Consider the following 15,622-nt stretch of genomic DNA (forward strand, 5'->3'; position numbering starts at 1 on the left):
TCGGGGATAGCGATGAGAACAGTCATTACGTATGGAACGTTCGACCTGTTGCACGTGGGTCATCTGAACCTGCTGCGGCGCGCGAGGGCTTTAGGAGACCGGCTCGTCGTCGCGCTGTCGACCGACGAGTTCAATCTCGACATGAAGAACAAGCGCACCGTGATTCCCTACGAGGACCGGCGCCACATGCTGGAAGCGCTGCGCTGCGTCGACCTCGTGATTCCGGAGGAGAACTGGGAGCAGAAAGTGCTCGACGTGGGCCGCTATCAGATCGGCACCTTCGTGATGGGCGACGACTGGGCCGGCAAGTTCGATTTCCTGAACGAGCACTGCGAAGTCGTCTATCTGCCGCGCACTGAGGCGATCTCGTCGACCGAACTGAAGCGCCACATTCGCGACGGCGCGTCCGGCCCGCTCGCGGCCGGCGGCTTCGGCAAGGCGCACGCGAAGCACGGCGACGCCCGCTGGCTCGCTGCCTGAATGCGCTTCGTCGACAACATGATCGCGCGGCGTCGCACCCGGCTCTGGCTGGCGCGGCTGCTCGATCGTTTGCTGCCGGTTCGCCCGCATCGCGCGGTGTTCGTGACGCGGCCAAACGTTGCGATCGCGGGCAATCTGCGCATCGTGCTCGACGCGCTGGCCGATGCGGCCGCGGGCACGTCGCGTCGCGAGCTCGCCGTGTTCAAGGACGGTCCCATCGCTCCCGAAACCGCGGCGGCGCTCGCGGAAAAGGGCGTGAAGGTTTTCGAGCGCTTCAGCATCGAAGCGCTGTGCTTCGTGTTGTCGAGCGCGACCGTGGTGCTGAGCCATTCAGCGCGCGATGCCTTTCTGCCGGGCCGCCGTCGTGGCCGGCGTGTGATCAATCTGTGGCATGGCGTGGCGCTCAAGCGCATCGAACTTTTGATGGAGCCGCGCGACGATGCGCAATCGCGCGCGCGGCGCTCGCTCATGGTCCGCAATGCGCGCCTCTATGACGCGCTGATCGCGAGCAGCCCGGTCGATCGCGTGGTGAACGCGCAGGCGTTCGGCCTGCCTTTCGAGAACGTGCATGCGACCGGCCTGCCGCGCTTCGATTACATGCGCGCCGACTGGCCGTTGCCGCGCGATCTGCGCCGTCAGGCCGCCGCGCTCGATACCCTCATCGGCGGCCGCCGGCTCGTGCTGTATGCGCCGACCTTCCGCGAAACCGCGAATTCGCCGCTGGACTGGATGGACGACGCCTGCGTCGCGGCGATCCGCGCGCTGTGCCGGCGCATGGGTCTCGTGCTCGGCCTGCGCCCGCATCCCTACGAGAAGCGCCCGCTCGACGCGGTGTGCGACGGCATCGACATCATCGACGCATCGCCCGCGCGCTTCGCCGAAGCCGCGCTGCTGCTGCGCCGCGCCGATGCGCTGGTCGTCGACTATTCGAGCATCTGGGTCGACTTCCTCGCAAGGCGCAAGCCGATTCTCGGTCTCGTGCCCGATTACGATCGCTATTGCAGCGAGGAACGAGGCTTCGTCTACACGCAGGAATCGGTGTTTCCCGGGCCGTTGCATCGGGACTGGCGAGCCGTGCTCGCGGACCTCGAACGCCTGGCCCGAACGAATTTCGAGCCGGCCGATGCGCATCGTCTCGACGCGGCCGCAGGGCTGTTTCTTCCACCGGACCGGCTCGCTGGCTCCTGCACCCGGCGCTGCATCGATCTGTTCTTCGACGTGCCGACGCTCGCCGCCGCGCACGCAAACTTGAGAGGCGCGGAACGATGACACGCGCGATCGGCATCATGTCGCCGGGTATCTGGCGCATTCCGCATCTCGACAGCCTGCTGTCCGGGACGCCCGTGCGCGCGCGCCTTGGCGCGCGAACGGGAAAGCTCGCCGCCATCGCGGGATGGGGCGCGAAGCCCGGCGCGGAGCGCGCGCGGCGTCTCGCGCGTGCGCGCGGTCTGCCGTATCTCGCGCTCGAGGACGGATTCCTGCGCTCGCTCGGTCTCGGCGTGAACGGCGCACCGCCGCTGTCGATCGTCGAAGACGATCTCGGCATCTATTACGATGCACGTCGTCCTTCGCGGCTCGAGCGTCTGATAACCGATTGCACCGACGACGCAGCCGGGCCTCAGGAAGCGCGGCGCGGCATCGATGCGATCGTTCGGCATCGCCTGTCGAAGTACAACGACGCGCCCGCGTTGCGATTGCCGCCCGCGACGGCCCGCGCGCGCGTGCTGGTCGTCGATCAGACGGCGGGCGATGTGTCCGTGACGCTCGGCGGCGCCGACGCCGACACCTTCGCGCGGATGCTCGCCGCCGCGCAAGCGGAACATCCCGACGCCGAAGTCTGGGTGAAGACGCATCCCGACGTGTCGAGCGGACGCAAGCGCGGCTATCTGGGCGGCGTGCGGGCGCGGGAACGCTTACACGTGCTCGCGCAGGCATGTTGTCCGCTGTCGCTCATCGAGCAGTTCGATCACGTCTATGTCGTGACCTCGCAGCTCGGCTTCGAGGCGTTGATGCTGGGCAAGCGCGTGACGTGCTTCGGCATGCCCTGGTACGCGGGATGGAGCCTGACCGACGACCGTCATCCCGGCATCGACGAAGTGCGCCGTCGTCGCGCCGTGCCGAGATCGGTCGAGCAGCTTTTTACGGCGGCGTATCTGCAATACGCGCGCTATCTCGATCCGGCGAGCGGGCGGCGCGGCACGCTCTTCGATGTGATCGAATGGCTCGCGCGCAATCGCGAGATCAACGAAGCGAGCCGGGGCACGCTGTATTGCGTCGGCATGAGCATGTGGAAGCGCGCGGTGATCCGGCCGTTCCTGAGCACGCCGTCGAACCGGCTGCGCTTCGTGCCCGGTCTCGAAACGGCGCAGCTCGACAAGCTCGAACGCGATGCGAAGCTCGTCGTCTGGGGCGGCCGTCACGCGCAGTTGTGCCGCGAGGCGAAGGCGCGCGGCATCGGCGTTTCGCGCGTGGAGGACGGCTTCGTGCGCTCGGTCGGTCTCGGATCGGATTTGCGCGGGCCGCTTTCGCTCGCCGTCGACGATGACGGGATCTACTACGATCCTGCCTCGGGAAGCCGCTTCGAGCGCCTCGCGCACGAGGTTCGACTCGACCCGCACCAGCGCTCGCGCGCCGCGTGGCTACGCGAGGCGCTCGTGCGCATGCGCATCAGCAAGTACAACGTGGGCGTCGCGTATCGCTGCGCAAACGCGGCGGCCGGCAGACGGCGCATTCTCGTGCCGGGCCAGGTGGAGGACGACCAGTCGATTCTCGCCGGCTCGCCACATGTCCGCCGAAATCTCGACCTGCTCGCGATGGTCCGCGCGGCGAATCCCGATGCGTGGATCGTCTACAAGCCGCATCCCGATGTCGTGGCGCGCAACCGCAGCGGCGGCGTCGATGCGGCGCTGTCAGCGTCGCTCGCGGACGAATGCGTCGTCGACGCCAACATTTCCGATTGCATCGCCGAAGTCGACGAAGTCCACACGATGACTTCGCTCGCCGGTTTCGAGGCGCTGTTGCGCGACAAGACCGTGCATTGCTACGGCGGGCCGTTCTACGCGGGCTGGGGCCTGACCGTCGATCACATGGCGCTGCCGCATCGCACGCGCGTGCTCACGCTCGATGAGCTCGTGTACGTCGCGCTGTGCGCTTATCCGCGATATCGATTGCCGGGCGTGCGGGGATTCTGCTCGATCGAGGATGCGATCCGTTTGCTCGTCGCGCAGGGCGCGGGCGCTCGGGCGCCGGCCGGAAGCCATCGGCTGGCGCGGCAATGGCGCAAGGGATTGCACGTGCTGCGCGCGTTCGTGGCATCGAGGTCAACCTAGCCGATTTTCACCGACGTCGGATGACGTCAATTTGCATAAGCCATGAATTTCGTCGCGACATACAAGAAAGCCAAGAAGCGCTACGGCGTGTTTCTGCTCAATCAATCGGCTGCGAATCTGCAGCGGATCTCGCAGTGGTTCCCCGAGTGGGGCTATCCGCGGTATCTGCGCGGACTGTGCCTGCTCACGCTAGGCAAGACGGTGGCTGCGGACCAGACTCTGCGCGAGGCGATCGCGCGCGATCCGCGCCGCGCGCACGCGCATTATCTGCTCGGGCTGGCGCTCAGCAAGAAGAGCAAATGGTGGCAGGCCGTCGCGGCGTTCGAGGCCGCGGTGGAAGGCGCGGGAAAACATGCGCGGTGGCATTACGAGCTGGGCAAGGCGCGCGAGCGCATGAAGCGTTTCGACAAGGCCGCCGAGGCCTTCGGCGATGCGGTGGCGTTGAAGCCCGGGCGCTCGGTCTGGCAATACCGGCTCGGACGGGCAATGGAGCGCGCGGGGGATCTGGCGGGCGCGGAGAAGGCGTATGCGAAAGCGACCAGGCTCGATGCGAGCGGGCAGTTGCGCAGACTGGGCACCGGCGCCTGGCATCAGAAGGACGGTTTGTGGGCGCTGGCGCTCGCGTCTTATCTCGATCGCGTGCGGCTTGCGCCCAATAGCGCGGAACTGCGCTTTCGCGTGGGGTTCGCGCAAGAGCGCGCCTATCGTTGGGATCTCGCCGCAGCCTCGTATCGGCGAGCGCTGGCGCTTGCGCCCAACGCGAAGGCCGACTGGCACTATCGCCTCGGATTCGTGCTCGAGCGTCAGCAGAAATGGCGTGAAGCGGCGCAGGCCTACAACGCGGCGATCGTCGCGGATGCGGTGCATCGTCCGTATCGCAACTATCGCCTCGGCTACGTGCTCTCGAAAGCCGGCGATCATCGCGCGGCCTGCTCTGCCTATCTGAACGTGCGCAAGAACGTCGCTTATGCGGTGCAGATTCCGGAGCATCTTTCGCTGCGCGATCGTGACAACTGGATGCTGCGCATCGCTCATCTGACGCTGCGGATCGAGGCGAACACCACCGACGAAAACCTTCACCTGCAACTCGCCCGCGCTCACGAGGCTATCGGAGAATGGGAAGCTGCCGCGCGCGCCTGTCAGGATGCGCTTTTGCGTTGCAGCAGCTACAAGCCCGACTGGTATTACCGTCTCGGTCGCGCGCTCATGCGGGCGGGGTCGTACGAGAAGGCTTGCGCGGCATTCGCCGAGACGGTCGCCTTCAGATTGCCTCACGGCGTCGACGCGAAAAAGTACAAGACAGTCGACGTTACGCGCGCGCTCGCCTATGCGGAATACTACGAGACGTTGCCCGTTGAAGAGAACGTGATTGTCTACGAGTCCTTCCACGGCGCGAACATGAGCTGCAATCCCTATGCGATGTTCAGGCAGATCGTGGACGACCCGCGCTATCGTTCGTGGCTTCACGTGTGGGCGCTCAATGATCGCAGGCTGATTCCGCCGGAGTATCGGACGCGGGCGAACGTGGTGTTCGTCACGCGCGAATCCGATCGCTATCGCCGCTATCTGGCGAGCGCGAAGTATCTCATCAACAACAACACGTTCCCGCCGTATTTCGTCCGCAGGGAAGAGCAGCGTTATCTGTTCACATGGCACGGCACGCCCCTGAAGACGCTCGGCAAGGACATGCGCACGCTGCAGCCGAACGCCGCGCGCAACATGCTTCAGGCGACTCACCTGCTGAGTCCGAATGCGCATACGTCCCGCATTCTCCTGGAGTCCCACGATGTCGCAGGGTGCTTCCCCGGCAAAATGCTGGAAGCGGGCTATCCGCGTGTCGATGCGACGCTGAATCTGACTCAGTCGGCACGGCTCGAATTGCGCGAACGTCTCGGGCTGTCGAACGACAGGCCTGTCGTGCTCTATGCGCCGACCTGGCGGGGCGAGCTCGGCAAGGAGCAGACGGAAGTCAGTCGGATGATCAACGACCTGGCGCGACTCAGGACGCTGCCGTGCCAGTTGCTCTTCAAGGGACATCATCTGGTCGAGAAGAAGCTCGCGGAGAAAAAGATTGCGAGCGTGCCGGGCAGCATCGATACCAACGAGCTGTTGTCGATCGTCGATATCCTGATCACGGACTACTCCAGCATATTCTTCGATTTCATCCCGACGCGCCGGCCGATTGTCTATTACACGTACGACTACGAGGAATACTCGACGCAGCGCGGCCTGTACTTCGGTTTCGAAGACATGCCGGGCAGCCAGTGCTTCGACATCGATGCACTCTCGTCCACGCTCGCCGGTCTGATCGGCCGCTGGCCCGAATACGACGAAGACCATGCCTCTGCCGCCGCGAAGTTTTGCATGTACGACGACGGTCAGGCGACGCAGCGCGCCATGTCCTTCTTCTTCGACGACGAGCAGACAGGCAAGGTCATCACTGCGCGAAGCGAACGCCCTCGCTTGCTGTTTTATAACTTCTTCGACGTGAACGGCATCACGTCGTCGTTCATCAGTCTCATCAACAAGCTGGCACGCGACGGGCGCTATGACATCGCGGTCGCCATGGATCATCAGACGATCGACGCGAATCCGGCGTGCCGGGCCGCCCTCGACGCGCTGGACCACAGGGTTCCCATTCTGGGCCGGACCGGCGCGATGGTGGCGACGCTCGAGGAAAGGGACATTGTCGACAGGTTCTACGATCCTCTCGAAGCGCCGATCCAGGGCGAGCGCAAGGAGATACACGCGCGCGCCTTCCGGCGCGAGTACCGGCGTCTCTTCGGCGAGTCGCACTTCGATCTGTATGTGGCTTTCGAAGGCTACAACCTTTTCTGGATGTCATTGTTCGCGGAAGCCGGTACGTCCGACATCGGCCGTATCGTCTATTTGCATAACAACATGCTGGAGGAGTCGAAGGTCCGCTTTCCGAAGCTGGAGGCGCTGTTCAGCCTATATCGACAATTCGACGATCTCGTGTCCGTCTCGGACAGCGTCCACGAAGCGAATTTGACGACGCTCGCTCCCCGCCTCGGCATCGATGCCGGTCGCTTCGCCTGGCTGAACAACCTGATCGACACGGACCGCATTCTCGCGCTCGCCGAAGAACCGGTCGATCCGACCATCGAGACGTGGATCGGTGACGCGCGTGTCATCGCGACGGCCGCGCGCCTGTCGCCCGAAAAGGGACAGGAGAAGCTCATCCGTGCTTTTGCCACGGTCCGCAAAACGATTCCCGACATCAAGCTGATGCTCATTGGCGACGGGCCGCTGCGTGCGAAGCTCGAGGGCCTGGTCAGGGAGATGGGCGCGGGCGAGTATGTCAGATTCGCGGGACGCCATGCCAACCCCTTCCCGCTGATGCGCCGGGCGGATTCGTTCATCCTCTCGTCCGACCACGAAGGCCAGGGTCTCGTCCTGCTCGAAGCCCTCACGCTCGGCAAGCAGGTCGTCTCGACCGATATCCCGGGACCGCACAGCGTGCTCGAAGGCGGCTACGGCCTGCTCGTCGAAAACAGCGAAAGCGGCGTCGTGCATGGTCTGACTGAACTGCTCAACGGCTGGACCGCGCCGAAACGCTTCGATGCTCAGCAGTATCAGGCCGATGCGCTGCGCAATTTCATCGCGCTGATCGAGCGGCACGCACCTGTGCGTCTCCCCGTGCCCGAGCAGGCCGTGGCACAAGCCGAACTCGCCTGAACCATACGACCCGAAACGCCGATGTTCGACTCCCTCAAAGAACGCCTGGCCGGCGTCATGCTGATGACCGTCATCGTGCCGCTCGCCGTGCTCGGCTACCTGCTGATCGTCTATGTCGGGTTCTTCGGCAGGACGGAACGAGGCCGCGCCGGCGTGCGTGCGCTCGATCATTTCGTCAACGCCACCGTGTTCAACGGCTACGCGTGGGAGTCGATCTCCTCTCACGCATGGCGCGAGCGCGACCGCCGCTGGGCCAGGCTCATCATCGCGGTGACCGACCGCTTCCAGACCGATCATTGCCGCCGCGCGAACAAGCGCGAGCAGCCCGTCGTCGATCTGGTGCTGCGCAAGCGGCTGAACGACCGGACCTTGTGATGATGCAAACGCCGTCCATCGATGCCGGCGCGCGCGTGAAGACGCGTCGCGTGTACTACGTGAGCGGGTTCGACCCGCGCGGCCCCGGCTACTATCACCGGCTCTACAAGGACGAGGCGCGCAAGCAGGCCGCGCTGCTGGGCGTCGAGATCACGACCGGTCCGCGTACCCGTCGAAGCGAGCATGCGAGCGTGTGGCGCGTCGACGCCGACTGGAAGGGCCACGCGGTGTCGACCGAATATCAGTTCCTGCACTGGGACGATATCGTGCGCGTCAACTGGGAGCGCAATCTCGCGAAACTCGCATGGGCCGGTTTCGCGAGCATAGTGCAATACGCGCGTTGCGGCGCGTGGGCGCAATTGCGTCGCGATTTCCGCGGCCCGTTCCTGAGCTCGATCTATCCGCACGCTTGTCTGTTCTTCATCCTGCTGCTGGCGCTTCTGGGCGGGCTCGCCGCGACCGGCCTCGTCACACGCGCAGGCGGTCAGGGCGTGGCGGGCGTCGCGGGCGGCATCGTCACGGCGGCGGCGTTGTGCATGACGGGCGTGCGCCTCGCGAATCGCACGGCCGTGTTCTGGCTGCTGAGGATCTACGAATTCGTCGGCGCATGGAACGACGACAAGCAACGACAAATCGAGGCGCGCGCCGACGCGCTCGCGAGACACATCGTCGACGAGCACCGTCGCGCGCCTTGCGATGAAGTGCTGCTCATCGGCCACAGCGTCGGATCGATCGTCGCGGTGATGGTGGGCGCGCGTCTTGCCGCGCTCGCGCGCGCCGGCGAGCACACGAATCTCTCGATGCTCACGCTCGGGCAGTGCATTCCGCTGCTCGGCATGCAGCCGCGGGCCGAAGCATTTCGCGCGTGTCTGCGCACGCTCGCCGAGCATCGCGATCTGCCGTGGCTCGACATGAATGCCCGCGCCGACGCGCTCGCGTTCTCGCAGGTCAATCCGCTCGATGCGTCGGGCGTCGCGGGCGCGCCGGCCGGGCGTCCCGTCGCACAGCTGGTGCGGCCGTTCCGCATGTTCGGCGACGCGGCCTGGGCGAAGATCCGGCGCGACAAGATGCGCCTGCATTTCCAGTATCTGATGGCGAGCGATCTGCCCAATCAATACGACTATTTCCGCATGACCGCGGGCCCCTATCGCCTGACCCCTTACTGATACCGATGAACTTCACGCCACCCTATCCGAAGCCGCACAGCAACAAGAGCTCGCTGCTGCTGCGTTTCCTGCGCGGCTGGAACTCGTGGATCGACGTGCTCTTCGAGCGTAGCTATTCGATGAAGATGGGCAGCATCTCGCAGTTCGGCATGAAGATCTTCATGCTCAACGACACGAAATGGGTTCCCGGCATTCTCGCCGATGCGAAGCGCTATCCGAAGCATGCGTTGATGCACAGGATGCTCGAGCCGCTGCTCGGCGAAAGCATCTTCACGACCAACGGCGACGTGTGGGAGCGTCAGCGTCGTCTCATGGAACCCGCGTTTTCGGCGGCGCGTCTGAAGCTCGTGTTTTCGTTGATGCGTGAATCGACGTCGAACATGCTCGGGCGTCTCGACGCCGTGGCCGACGGCCGCTCGTACGAGGTCGACGAGGAGATGACCTACGTCACCGCCGACATCATCTTCCGCACGATCCTCTCGCAAGACCTGACCGAAGGCGAGGCGAGGGAGATCTACACCGCGTTCACCGAGTTTCAGGGACACGCGCAGCGCGCGGCCATCCTGATGATCTATCGTCTTCCGCCGTTTCTCTGGACGCGCGCGAGCCGGCGCTCGGCGAAGCGCATCCGCGCGATTCTGTCGCGCATCATCGAGCGGCGCTGCGTGGAACGCGATGCAGGCACGCCCCTCGCATACGGCGACATTCTCGGCGGCATGATGGACGTGAGCGATCCGCACAGCGGCGACCGCTTCGGCTTTGCCGAACTCGTCGATCAGGTCTGCATGCTCTTTCTCGCGGGACATGAGACGTCGGCGAGCGCGCTGACGTGGGCGCTCTACCTGCTGTCGAATTGTCCGCATCTGCAGGAACGCCTGTATCTGGAGATCAAGGAGCATGTCGGCGAGCGCGAGTTCGAAATGAGCGACATGAAGAACCTGCCGACGATCGGCAACGTGTTCCGCGAAGTGTTGCGTCTCTATCCGCCGGTGGGCTTCTTCGTGCGCGAGGCGACGCAATCGCAGTGCATTCGCGACAAGGACGTGGCCGCCGGATCGCCCATTCTCATCTCGCCGTGGCTGTTGCATCGGCACCGGCAGATCTGGGAGCGGCCCGACGAGTTCGATCCGGACCGCTTCGACACCGACGCCGGCAAGCAAGCGGCGCGCTGCGCTTACATTCCGTTCAGCAAGGGGCCGCGTGTGTGCATCGGCGCGGCGTTCGCGACGCAGGAAGCGGTGCTGATCCTCGCGAGCATCGTGCGTCGCTATCGCATCGAGCCCGATACGAGCCATGTGCCACGCGTCGTCGGCCGTGTGACGATCCGCTCGGGCAACGGCGTGCGCGTGAGGTTGCGCAGGCGCGAGTCGGCCGGCGCCTGAATCGTACATTCGCATTCATTCGTCCGCGCCTCGCGAACGAGGTTCCGGTTCCGCACGCGTGACGAACAGCAGAATCACGAGAAACGTCATGAAGAAGCGAAACGCGCTTTCGGTGCCGTTCCATTGCTGGGACTGCCACATGGCGAACCATTCGCCGCCGATCGACATGAAACAGACCTGCCACGTGAGATAACCGAGCGTGAGACCGGCGATCGCCCAGCGTTTGGCTCGCGCGAATGCCTCGCTCTCCCGCCGCAGCGCCCGCCACATCGTGATGACGCCCGCCCAGCAGAGCAGCGCGGTGACCGTTTCGAGAAGAATGATCAAGTCATAGCCGAGATGCTGAAGCATCGGCGACGTGATCGCGCGATACATGTTGGCATTGCCGGGGAACGTCGTGTCCATCCGCAACACATGCACGACGAATTGCAGGTTGCTGCCGTAGTCGGTCAGATTGCCGAAGCTGACGAGCGAGGCGAGCAGGGCCATCGAAGCCACGGCTAAAAGTTTCGCGAGTCGTTCGGTCATCTCGTTCTCCCGTGGCGTCGTGCACGAGATTGTGCAAGAGAAGAACGAGATGCGCATGAGGATGTGCCGCAACTAACGGTCTTCGTTCAACTTCGCCTTGAAGCATCGGACATCGCGCATCGCGAAGAAGGCTCGCTCGTGCGAACGAAGCCTTCACGACGCTGCTCACCAATGCCGTCCCGCGCCGACTTCAGACTATTCGACGAAATCACGCCCGCCGCGACGTTGTCGATTGCGGTGCCGCCGTTTCCGCGCAAGGTCACGCGGCCGAAGTCCGGCGCGCCGCTCGCGTCGCCGTCGTACATCACCGCGCCGTCGCGCAGGCCCGAGCCGAGCGCGTTCAGTTGCGCGAGGTTGACGGCATCGGTGGCGTCGGTCGCGTCGGCGACGTTCTTCAGTTGCGTGCCGCCGTGGCCCGCGAAGGTCACGGATTGTTTCGTGTCGCCGTCGTACATCACCGCATTGTTGCGGATGCTGCTATCCAGCGCCTTCAGTTGCGAGACGTTGACGGCATCGGAGTCCTCCGCGCCCGCCGACAGATTCGTGATGCGGCGCGCATTGCCCGATGCGCCGACCGACACTTCGCCCGATACCGCGCCGCCGACGAGATACGCGCCCTTGCCGAGCGTCGCGCCGTTCGCGCGACGCGCGTCTGGATGGACGAAGCACGCAGCGCGTCGGTCATCGCGAGCCTGATCGAGCATGTCGGCGGCGCGTTCGTGTGCGAGCGCATCGATATCTCGATGCACAGCGCGCTCAGGAGCCGCGCGCTCGTCGCAATCGATATCGACATCGTGTGTTCGAAAAGCCATGACGTACAGAACATGTCCGATGCCCTCGATGACCCGTTCGGGATCGAAATGGCGCGTGAGCTTTGCGAGAGCATTCGGGCGCAACTCGTCGTGCCTGAGCAGACGGCCACGAGTCTGCGCATGCGTTTGAGCATGAGTCTGCCGAAAGCCTCGGGCCGTTAGCGACCCGACGCAGAGCCGTATAATCGCGGCCTCGCATACGTTTGCGTGCCCGTGCGGGCACGTCCGCCAGCTTCGAACGACGCTGGTTTCTCAACATTCCGAACGCCTGTTTGAGACAGGTCGAAGCAAGAAAGGAACGCCTAAGCGTGGAAAGTCTCTTCCAATCCGTGAACGCATTATTTGCCTTCATTGCACCCGTCTCGGACTTCTTGTGGGATTTCCCCACTCATTTCAAGGCCTGGTCGCAGATTCCCGTGCTCGGGCAGTTTTCCTTCGCGATCCTTTTGCTCGTCGGCGTGGGCATTCATTTCACGATTCGCACGCGCTTCATCCAGACGATGAACGTCGGCAAGATCGTGCGCATCATGTTGCGCAGGCAGTCGTCGAAAACCGGCGTGAGCGCGCTCGCGTCGTTCATGCTCGGGCTCGCGATGCGCGCGGGGCCGGGCAATATCGTCGGCATCACGGGCGCGATTTCCGTCGGCGGGCCGGGGGCATTGTTCTGGATGTGGGTGGCCGCGTTCTTCGGCATGGCGACCGCGTTCATGGAATCGACGCTCGCGCAGCTTTTCAAGGAGAAGAAGCACGACGAGTTCGTCGGCGGTCTGCCGTTCTACGGGCGGCGCATTCTCGGCGACAAGCGCGCCGTCGGCACGTTTCTATCGCTCGTGTTCATCATCTATGCGCTTTTCAACGTGCCGCCGCAGACCTTCAACGTGTTCACCGCGATCGGGACCATTGCCGACACCGTGACGGGCACCCATCTCGCGCGTCAGTCGACGGTGTATTACGGCATCGCGGTCGTGCTCATCGCGGCGTGCTCGTTCATCATCATGGGCGGCATTCGCCGCGTGACCGCTTACACCGATGTCCTCGTGCCGATCAAGGCGACGCTCTTCTGCCTGATGTCGCTCGTCATCATCCTGATCAATCTGCCGCTGATTCCGTACTTCTTTCATGAAGTGATCGTCGGCGCGTTTGCGCCGCATGCGCTCTTCGGCGGCGCGATCGGCACCGCGCTCGCGCAGGGCGTCAAGCGCGGGCTGATGTCGAACGAAGCGGGGCAGGGGACCATCACGATGGCCGCCGCGATCGCCGACAACGATCATCCGTGCGAGCAGGGCTTCGTGCAGAGCCTCGGCGTGTTCTTCGACACGATGGTCATCTGCACGATGACCGGCTTCATCGTCGTGATGGCGCACGTGTGGACCGGCACGGTCGACGGGCAGGCGTGGGAATCGGTCAGGGCATCGAAGATCACGGTCTATCTCGCGTCGGTCGAAACGCTCGTGCCGGTTTCCGTCGCGCATGTCGTGAAAGTCGTGATGTGCGTGTGCTATGGGCTTTTCGCGTTCACCACGCTGCTCGGCATGATTTCGTTCGCAGAAATCTCGGCCAACTTCATTTCGCGCAGCCGAGGTTTCATCATCGGCATTCGTGTCGTCGGCTCGCTCGTGTTCGTGCCGTTCGGCGCGCTCACGGTGCTCGCCGGACTCGAATTGCCGAATCTGTGGGCGCTGTCCGATCTGATGAATATCGTGATGGTGCTGCTCAACGTGCCGATCCTGCTGGTCGGGCAGACGCTCGTGTACAAGGCGCTCGCGCACTACCGGGCGACGCGCGGCGCACGCTTCGTGTCGGAAGATATCGGCGTGCGCACCGAGTATTGGTCGGCGGCGCAGCGTGCTGCCGTGCGCAAGGAAGCGCGCTGCGAGCGCGTCGAAAGTTAGGAGCCGAAGAAGTCGACCGCGCCCGTGCTCAGGTTGTACATCGCGCCGGCGATCTTGATCGTGTGCTGGCTTTCGAGTTCGCTGAGCACGGTGCTGTCGCGGCGAATCTGCGCGATCGTCAGCTCGACGTTCTTGCGCGCCACCTTGTCGACGAACGCGTAATTGGTCGCCGTGCGCTCGCCGTCGTACTGCGTGGCGTCCACGGCCGGCTTGACGCGCGCGAGCAGGCCGGTGAGATTGCCCAGTTCGACATTGCCGATCGCGCCTTTGATCGCGCCGCACGACGTGTGCCCCATCACGAGCACGACCTTCGCGCCCATCAGCTTGCACGCGAATTCCATGCTGCCGAGAATATCGCTGTTCTCGATATTGCCCGCGATGCGGCAATTGAAGATATCGCCGATGCCCAGATCCATGATCACTTCGGCGGGCGCGCGCGAATCGATGCAACTGAGCAGCACGGCCGCGGGATATTGTCCCTTCGCGCTCGCCTTTTGCTCGCTCAGGTAATTGCGCGGCTTGCGTTCACCTTTGCGGAAGCGCTCGTTGCCGCGCTTCATCGCTTCGAGAATCTGCTCGGGCGACATGGCGTCGCGTTGCGCGTGCGTCAGGGCATCGGCATGTGCGGGCGTCGTGAAAAGCGGCGGTGCGGCGAGCCCGGCGATCGTTGCGGATGCCACTGATTTGAGAAAGCCCCGGCGGCACGCGGGCGTGCATTGCAACGGATGCTTCATTTCTTCGCGCATGACCTTGCTCCTCGATCTCACGGGATTCGGCCTTCTGAACGCTCTTCTTGCGAGTCGAAGTGTTCAACGAAAATGCGTCCGATGCAATGCGCGCTTGTTCTGATGACAATGTCACGCCGATGACATAACGACGCGCCGCGCGATGTCCAGAAAGTTCGCGGTCTTGGCGGCTGTCGCGTCGATGCGCGAGGCCAGCGCGAGACGAATCGTGATGGCGCTGCCGAGGGCGTCGGTATAGGCGACGCCATCGACCTGAATCTGGCACACGGACGCCGGCACCAGCGACACGCCGAATTCCGCCGCGACCAGATTCACGACTGAGGAAAGCTGCGGCGCCTGCTGCCCGGCGACCGGCTCGAATCCGGCTTCGCGGCACGCGCCGATGATGACGTCGTGCAAGGTCGGACTGGCCTCGCGCGGCAGCAGCACGAACGGATCGTCGGCGAGCGCCGCGAGCGGCACCTTGCGTTTTTTCGCGAGCGTGTGCGTGGCGGGCAGCACGATTTTCATCGGCTCGATCGCGATGTGATTGATCTGCACGCCAGCGGGCGACTGGCTGCCCAGACGAACGAACGCGACATCGACGCGGCCGGCGTCGAGATGCGCGAGCAGTTGCGCGGTATTGCCTTCGGTCAGCGTCAGAGTGACATTCGGATAAGCCTGCCGATAAGAGCGGATGAGCTTCGACACGACCGGATTGAACGCCGCCGACCCCGTGAAGCCGATGTTGAGCTGCCCGATTTCGCCGCGTCCCGCGCTCTGCGCCTTCTCGACGGCGAGACGCGCGTCGTTCATGAGGCGCTTCGCATCGGCGGCGAAGGTCTCGCCGGCTTCGGTCAGCACGACGCCGTGCCCCGTGCGCCGGAAGAGCCGCACGCCGAGTTCATCTTCCAGCGCGTGGATCTGCTGGCTGAGCGGCGGCTGACCGATGCCGAGCCGTTCCGCCGCGCGCGTCACGTTGCGTTCCTCGGCGACGGCCAGAAAGTAGCGGATATGGCGCAATTCCATGCGATATCTGTAAAAGCTATTTCAGAAAGACGAGATAGATATTGGACAGTATATCAATCGCGCGACAAAATACCGCTATCGCGCAGTGCGCGGGCCAGAACTATCCCCCGAATACCTCGCCGGCCGCCCGAAGCGCGGATCAGGCAGGACGGATCGCGCCCGTGTCGTGCATCGACGGCGCGCGAATCGTCAATCAGTTTGGGAA

At 64.1% G+C, this 15,622-nt stretch carries 13 protein-coding genes; 9 read left to right on the plus strand and 4 right to left on the minus strand.

What is annotated here, in order from left to right:
- Nucleotides 1-12 precede the first annotated feature (12 nt).
- From tagD to U4Y90_RS15920, 7 genes are read left to right on the plus strand one after another with little or no spacing between them, the layout of a single operon-like run.
- Nucleotides 13-480: a glycerol-3-phosphate cytidylyltransferase gene (gene tagD, locus U4Y90_RS15890; protein WP_321795812.1), complete on the plus strand. Its 468-nt coding sequence runs from the start codon at nucleotides 13-15 to the stop codon at nucleotides 478-480.
- Complete coding sequence (locus U4Y90_RS15895) at nucleotides 481-1,749, plus strand: CDP-glycerol glycerophosphotransferase family protein (protein ID WP_321795814.1); 1,269 nt, start codon at nucleotides 481-483, stop codon at nucleotides 1,747-1,749.
- Nucleotides 1,746-3,809, plus strand: coding sequence for a capsular polysaccharide biosynthesis protein (locus tag U4Y90_RS15900; RefSeq protein WP_321795815.1), 2,064 nt, complete (start codon nucleotides 1,746-1,748; stop codon nucleotides 3,807-3,809). The genes U4Y90_RS15895 and U4Y90_RS15900 overlap by 4 nt, the downstream gene beginning before the upstream one ends.
- 42 nt (nucleotides 3,810-3,851) lie before the next feature.
- Entirely contained in the window at nucleotides 3,852-7,508 is a 3,657-nt protein-coding gene (locus U4Y90_RS15905) for a CDP-glycerol glycerophosphotransferase family protein (protein WP_321795816.1), read from the plus strand.
- Nucleotides 7,509-7,529: 21 nt separating this feature from the next.
- The gene (locus U4Y90_RS15910; RefSeq protein WP_321795817.1) at nucleotides 7,530-7,883 is read left to right on the plus strand and encodes a hypothetical protein; all 354 of its coding nucleotides are present in this window, start codon (nucleotides 7,530-7,532) and stop codon (nucleotides 7,881-7,883) included.
- Complete coding sequence (locus U4Y90_RS15915; RefSeq protein WP_321795818.1) at nucleotides 7,883-9,049, plus strand: hypothetical protein; 1,167 nt, start codon at nucleotides 7,883-7,885, stop codon at nucleotides 9,047-9,049. Before U4Y90_RS15910 ends, U4Y90_RS15915 begins: the two co-directional genes overlap by 1 nt.
- 5 nt (nucleotides 9,050-9,054) lie before the next feature.
- Nucleotides 9,055-10,431 carry a cytochrome P450 gene (locus U4Y90_RS15920; protein WP_321795820.1) on the plus strand — a complete coding sequence of 459 codons (1,377 nt, stop codon included), beginning with the start codon at nucleotides 9,055-9,057 and terminating at the stop codon, nucleotides 10,429-10,431.
- Between the two features lie 15 nt (nucleotides 10,432-10,446).
- Here U4Y90_RS15920 and U4Y90_RS15925 read toward each other — a convergent pair whose 3' ends face one another.
- Both U4Y90_RS15925 and U4Y90_RS15930 read right to left on the minus strand, forming a co-directional pair.
- Nucleotides 10,447-10,959, minus strand: a complete 513-nt coding sequence (locus U4Y90_RS15925) for a DUF2165 domain-containing protein (protein WP_321795822.1) — start codon at nucleotides 10,957-10,959, stop codon at nucleotides 10,447-10,449.
- An 86-nt stretch (nucleotides 10,960-11,045) separates the two neighbouring features.
- Nucleotides 11,046-11,663 carry a hypothetical protein gene (locus U4Y90_RS15930; RefSeq protein ID WP_321795824.1) on the minus strand — a complete coding sequence of 206 codons (618 nt, stop codon included), beginning with the start codon at nucleotides 11,661-11,663 and terminating at the stop codon, nucleotides 11,046-11,048.
- Between U4Y90_RS15930 and U4Y90_RS15935 the strand changes: the two genes are divergently transcribed.
- Nucleotides 11,616-11,933 carry a hypothetical protein gene (locus U4Y90_RS15935; protein WP_321795826.1) on the plus strand — a complete coding sequence of 106 codons (318 nt, stop codon included), beginning with the start codon at nucleotides 11,616-11,618 and terminating at the stop codon, nucleotides 11,931-11,933. The two genes, U4Y90_RS15930 and U4Y90_RS15935, sit on opposite strands and share 48 nt — an antisense overlap.
- Nucleotides 11,934-12,079: 146 nt before the next feature.
- Nucleotides 12,080-13,663, plus strand: a complete 1,584-nt coding sequence (locus U4Y90_RS15940; RefSeq protein WP_321795828.1) for an amino acid carrier protein — start codon at nucleotides 12,080-12,082, stop codon at nucleotides 13,661-13,663.
- On the opposite strand, the gene U4Y90_RS15945 is transcribed toward U4Y90_RS15940, so the two are convergent.
- Both U4Y90_RS15945 and U4Y90_RS15950 read right to left on the minus strand, forming a co-directional pair.
- Nucleotides 13,660-14,409, minus strand: coding sequence for a carbonic anhydrase family protein (locus U4Y90_RS15945; RefSeq protein ID WP_321795829.1), 750 nt, complete (start codon nucleotides 14,407-14,409; stop codon nucleotides 13,660-13,662). The genes U4Y90_RS15940 and U4Y90_RS15945 overlap by 4 nt on opposite strands.
- Nucleotides 14,410-14,520: 111 nt before the next feature.
- Nucleotides 14,521-15,417: a LysR family transcriptional regulator gene (locus U4Y90_RS15950; RefSeq protein ID WP_321795830.1), complete on the minus strand. Its 897-nt coding sequence runs from the start codon at nucleotides 15,415-15,417 to the stop codon at nucleotides 14,521-14,523.
- Nucleotides 15,418-15,622: the final 205 nt, after the last annotated feature.

This window comes from Caballeronia sp. J97 (assembly GCF_905220305.1).
In the GTDB taxonomy this organism is placed as follows: Bacteria; Pseudomonadota; Gammaproteobacteria; order Burkholderiales; family Burkholderiaceae; genus Caballeronia.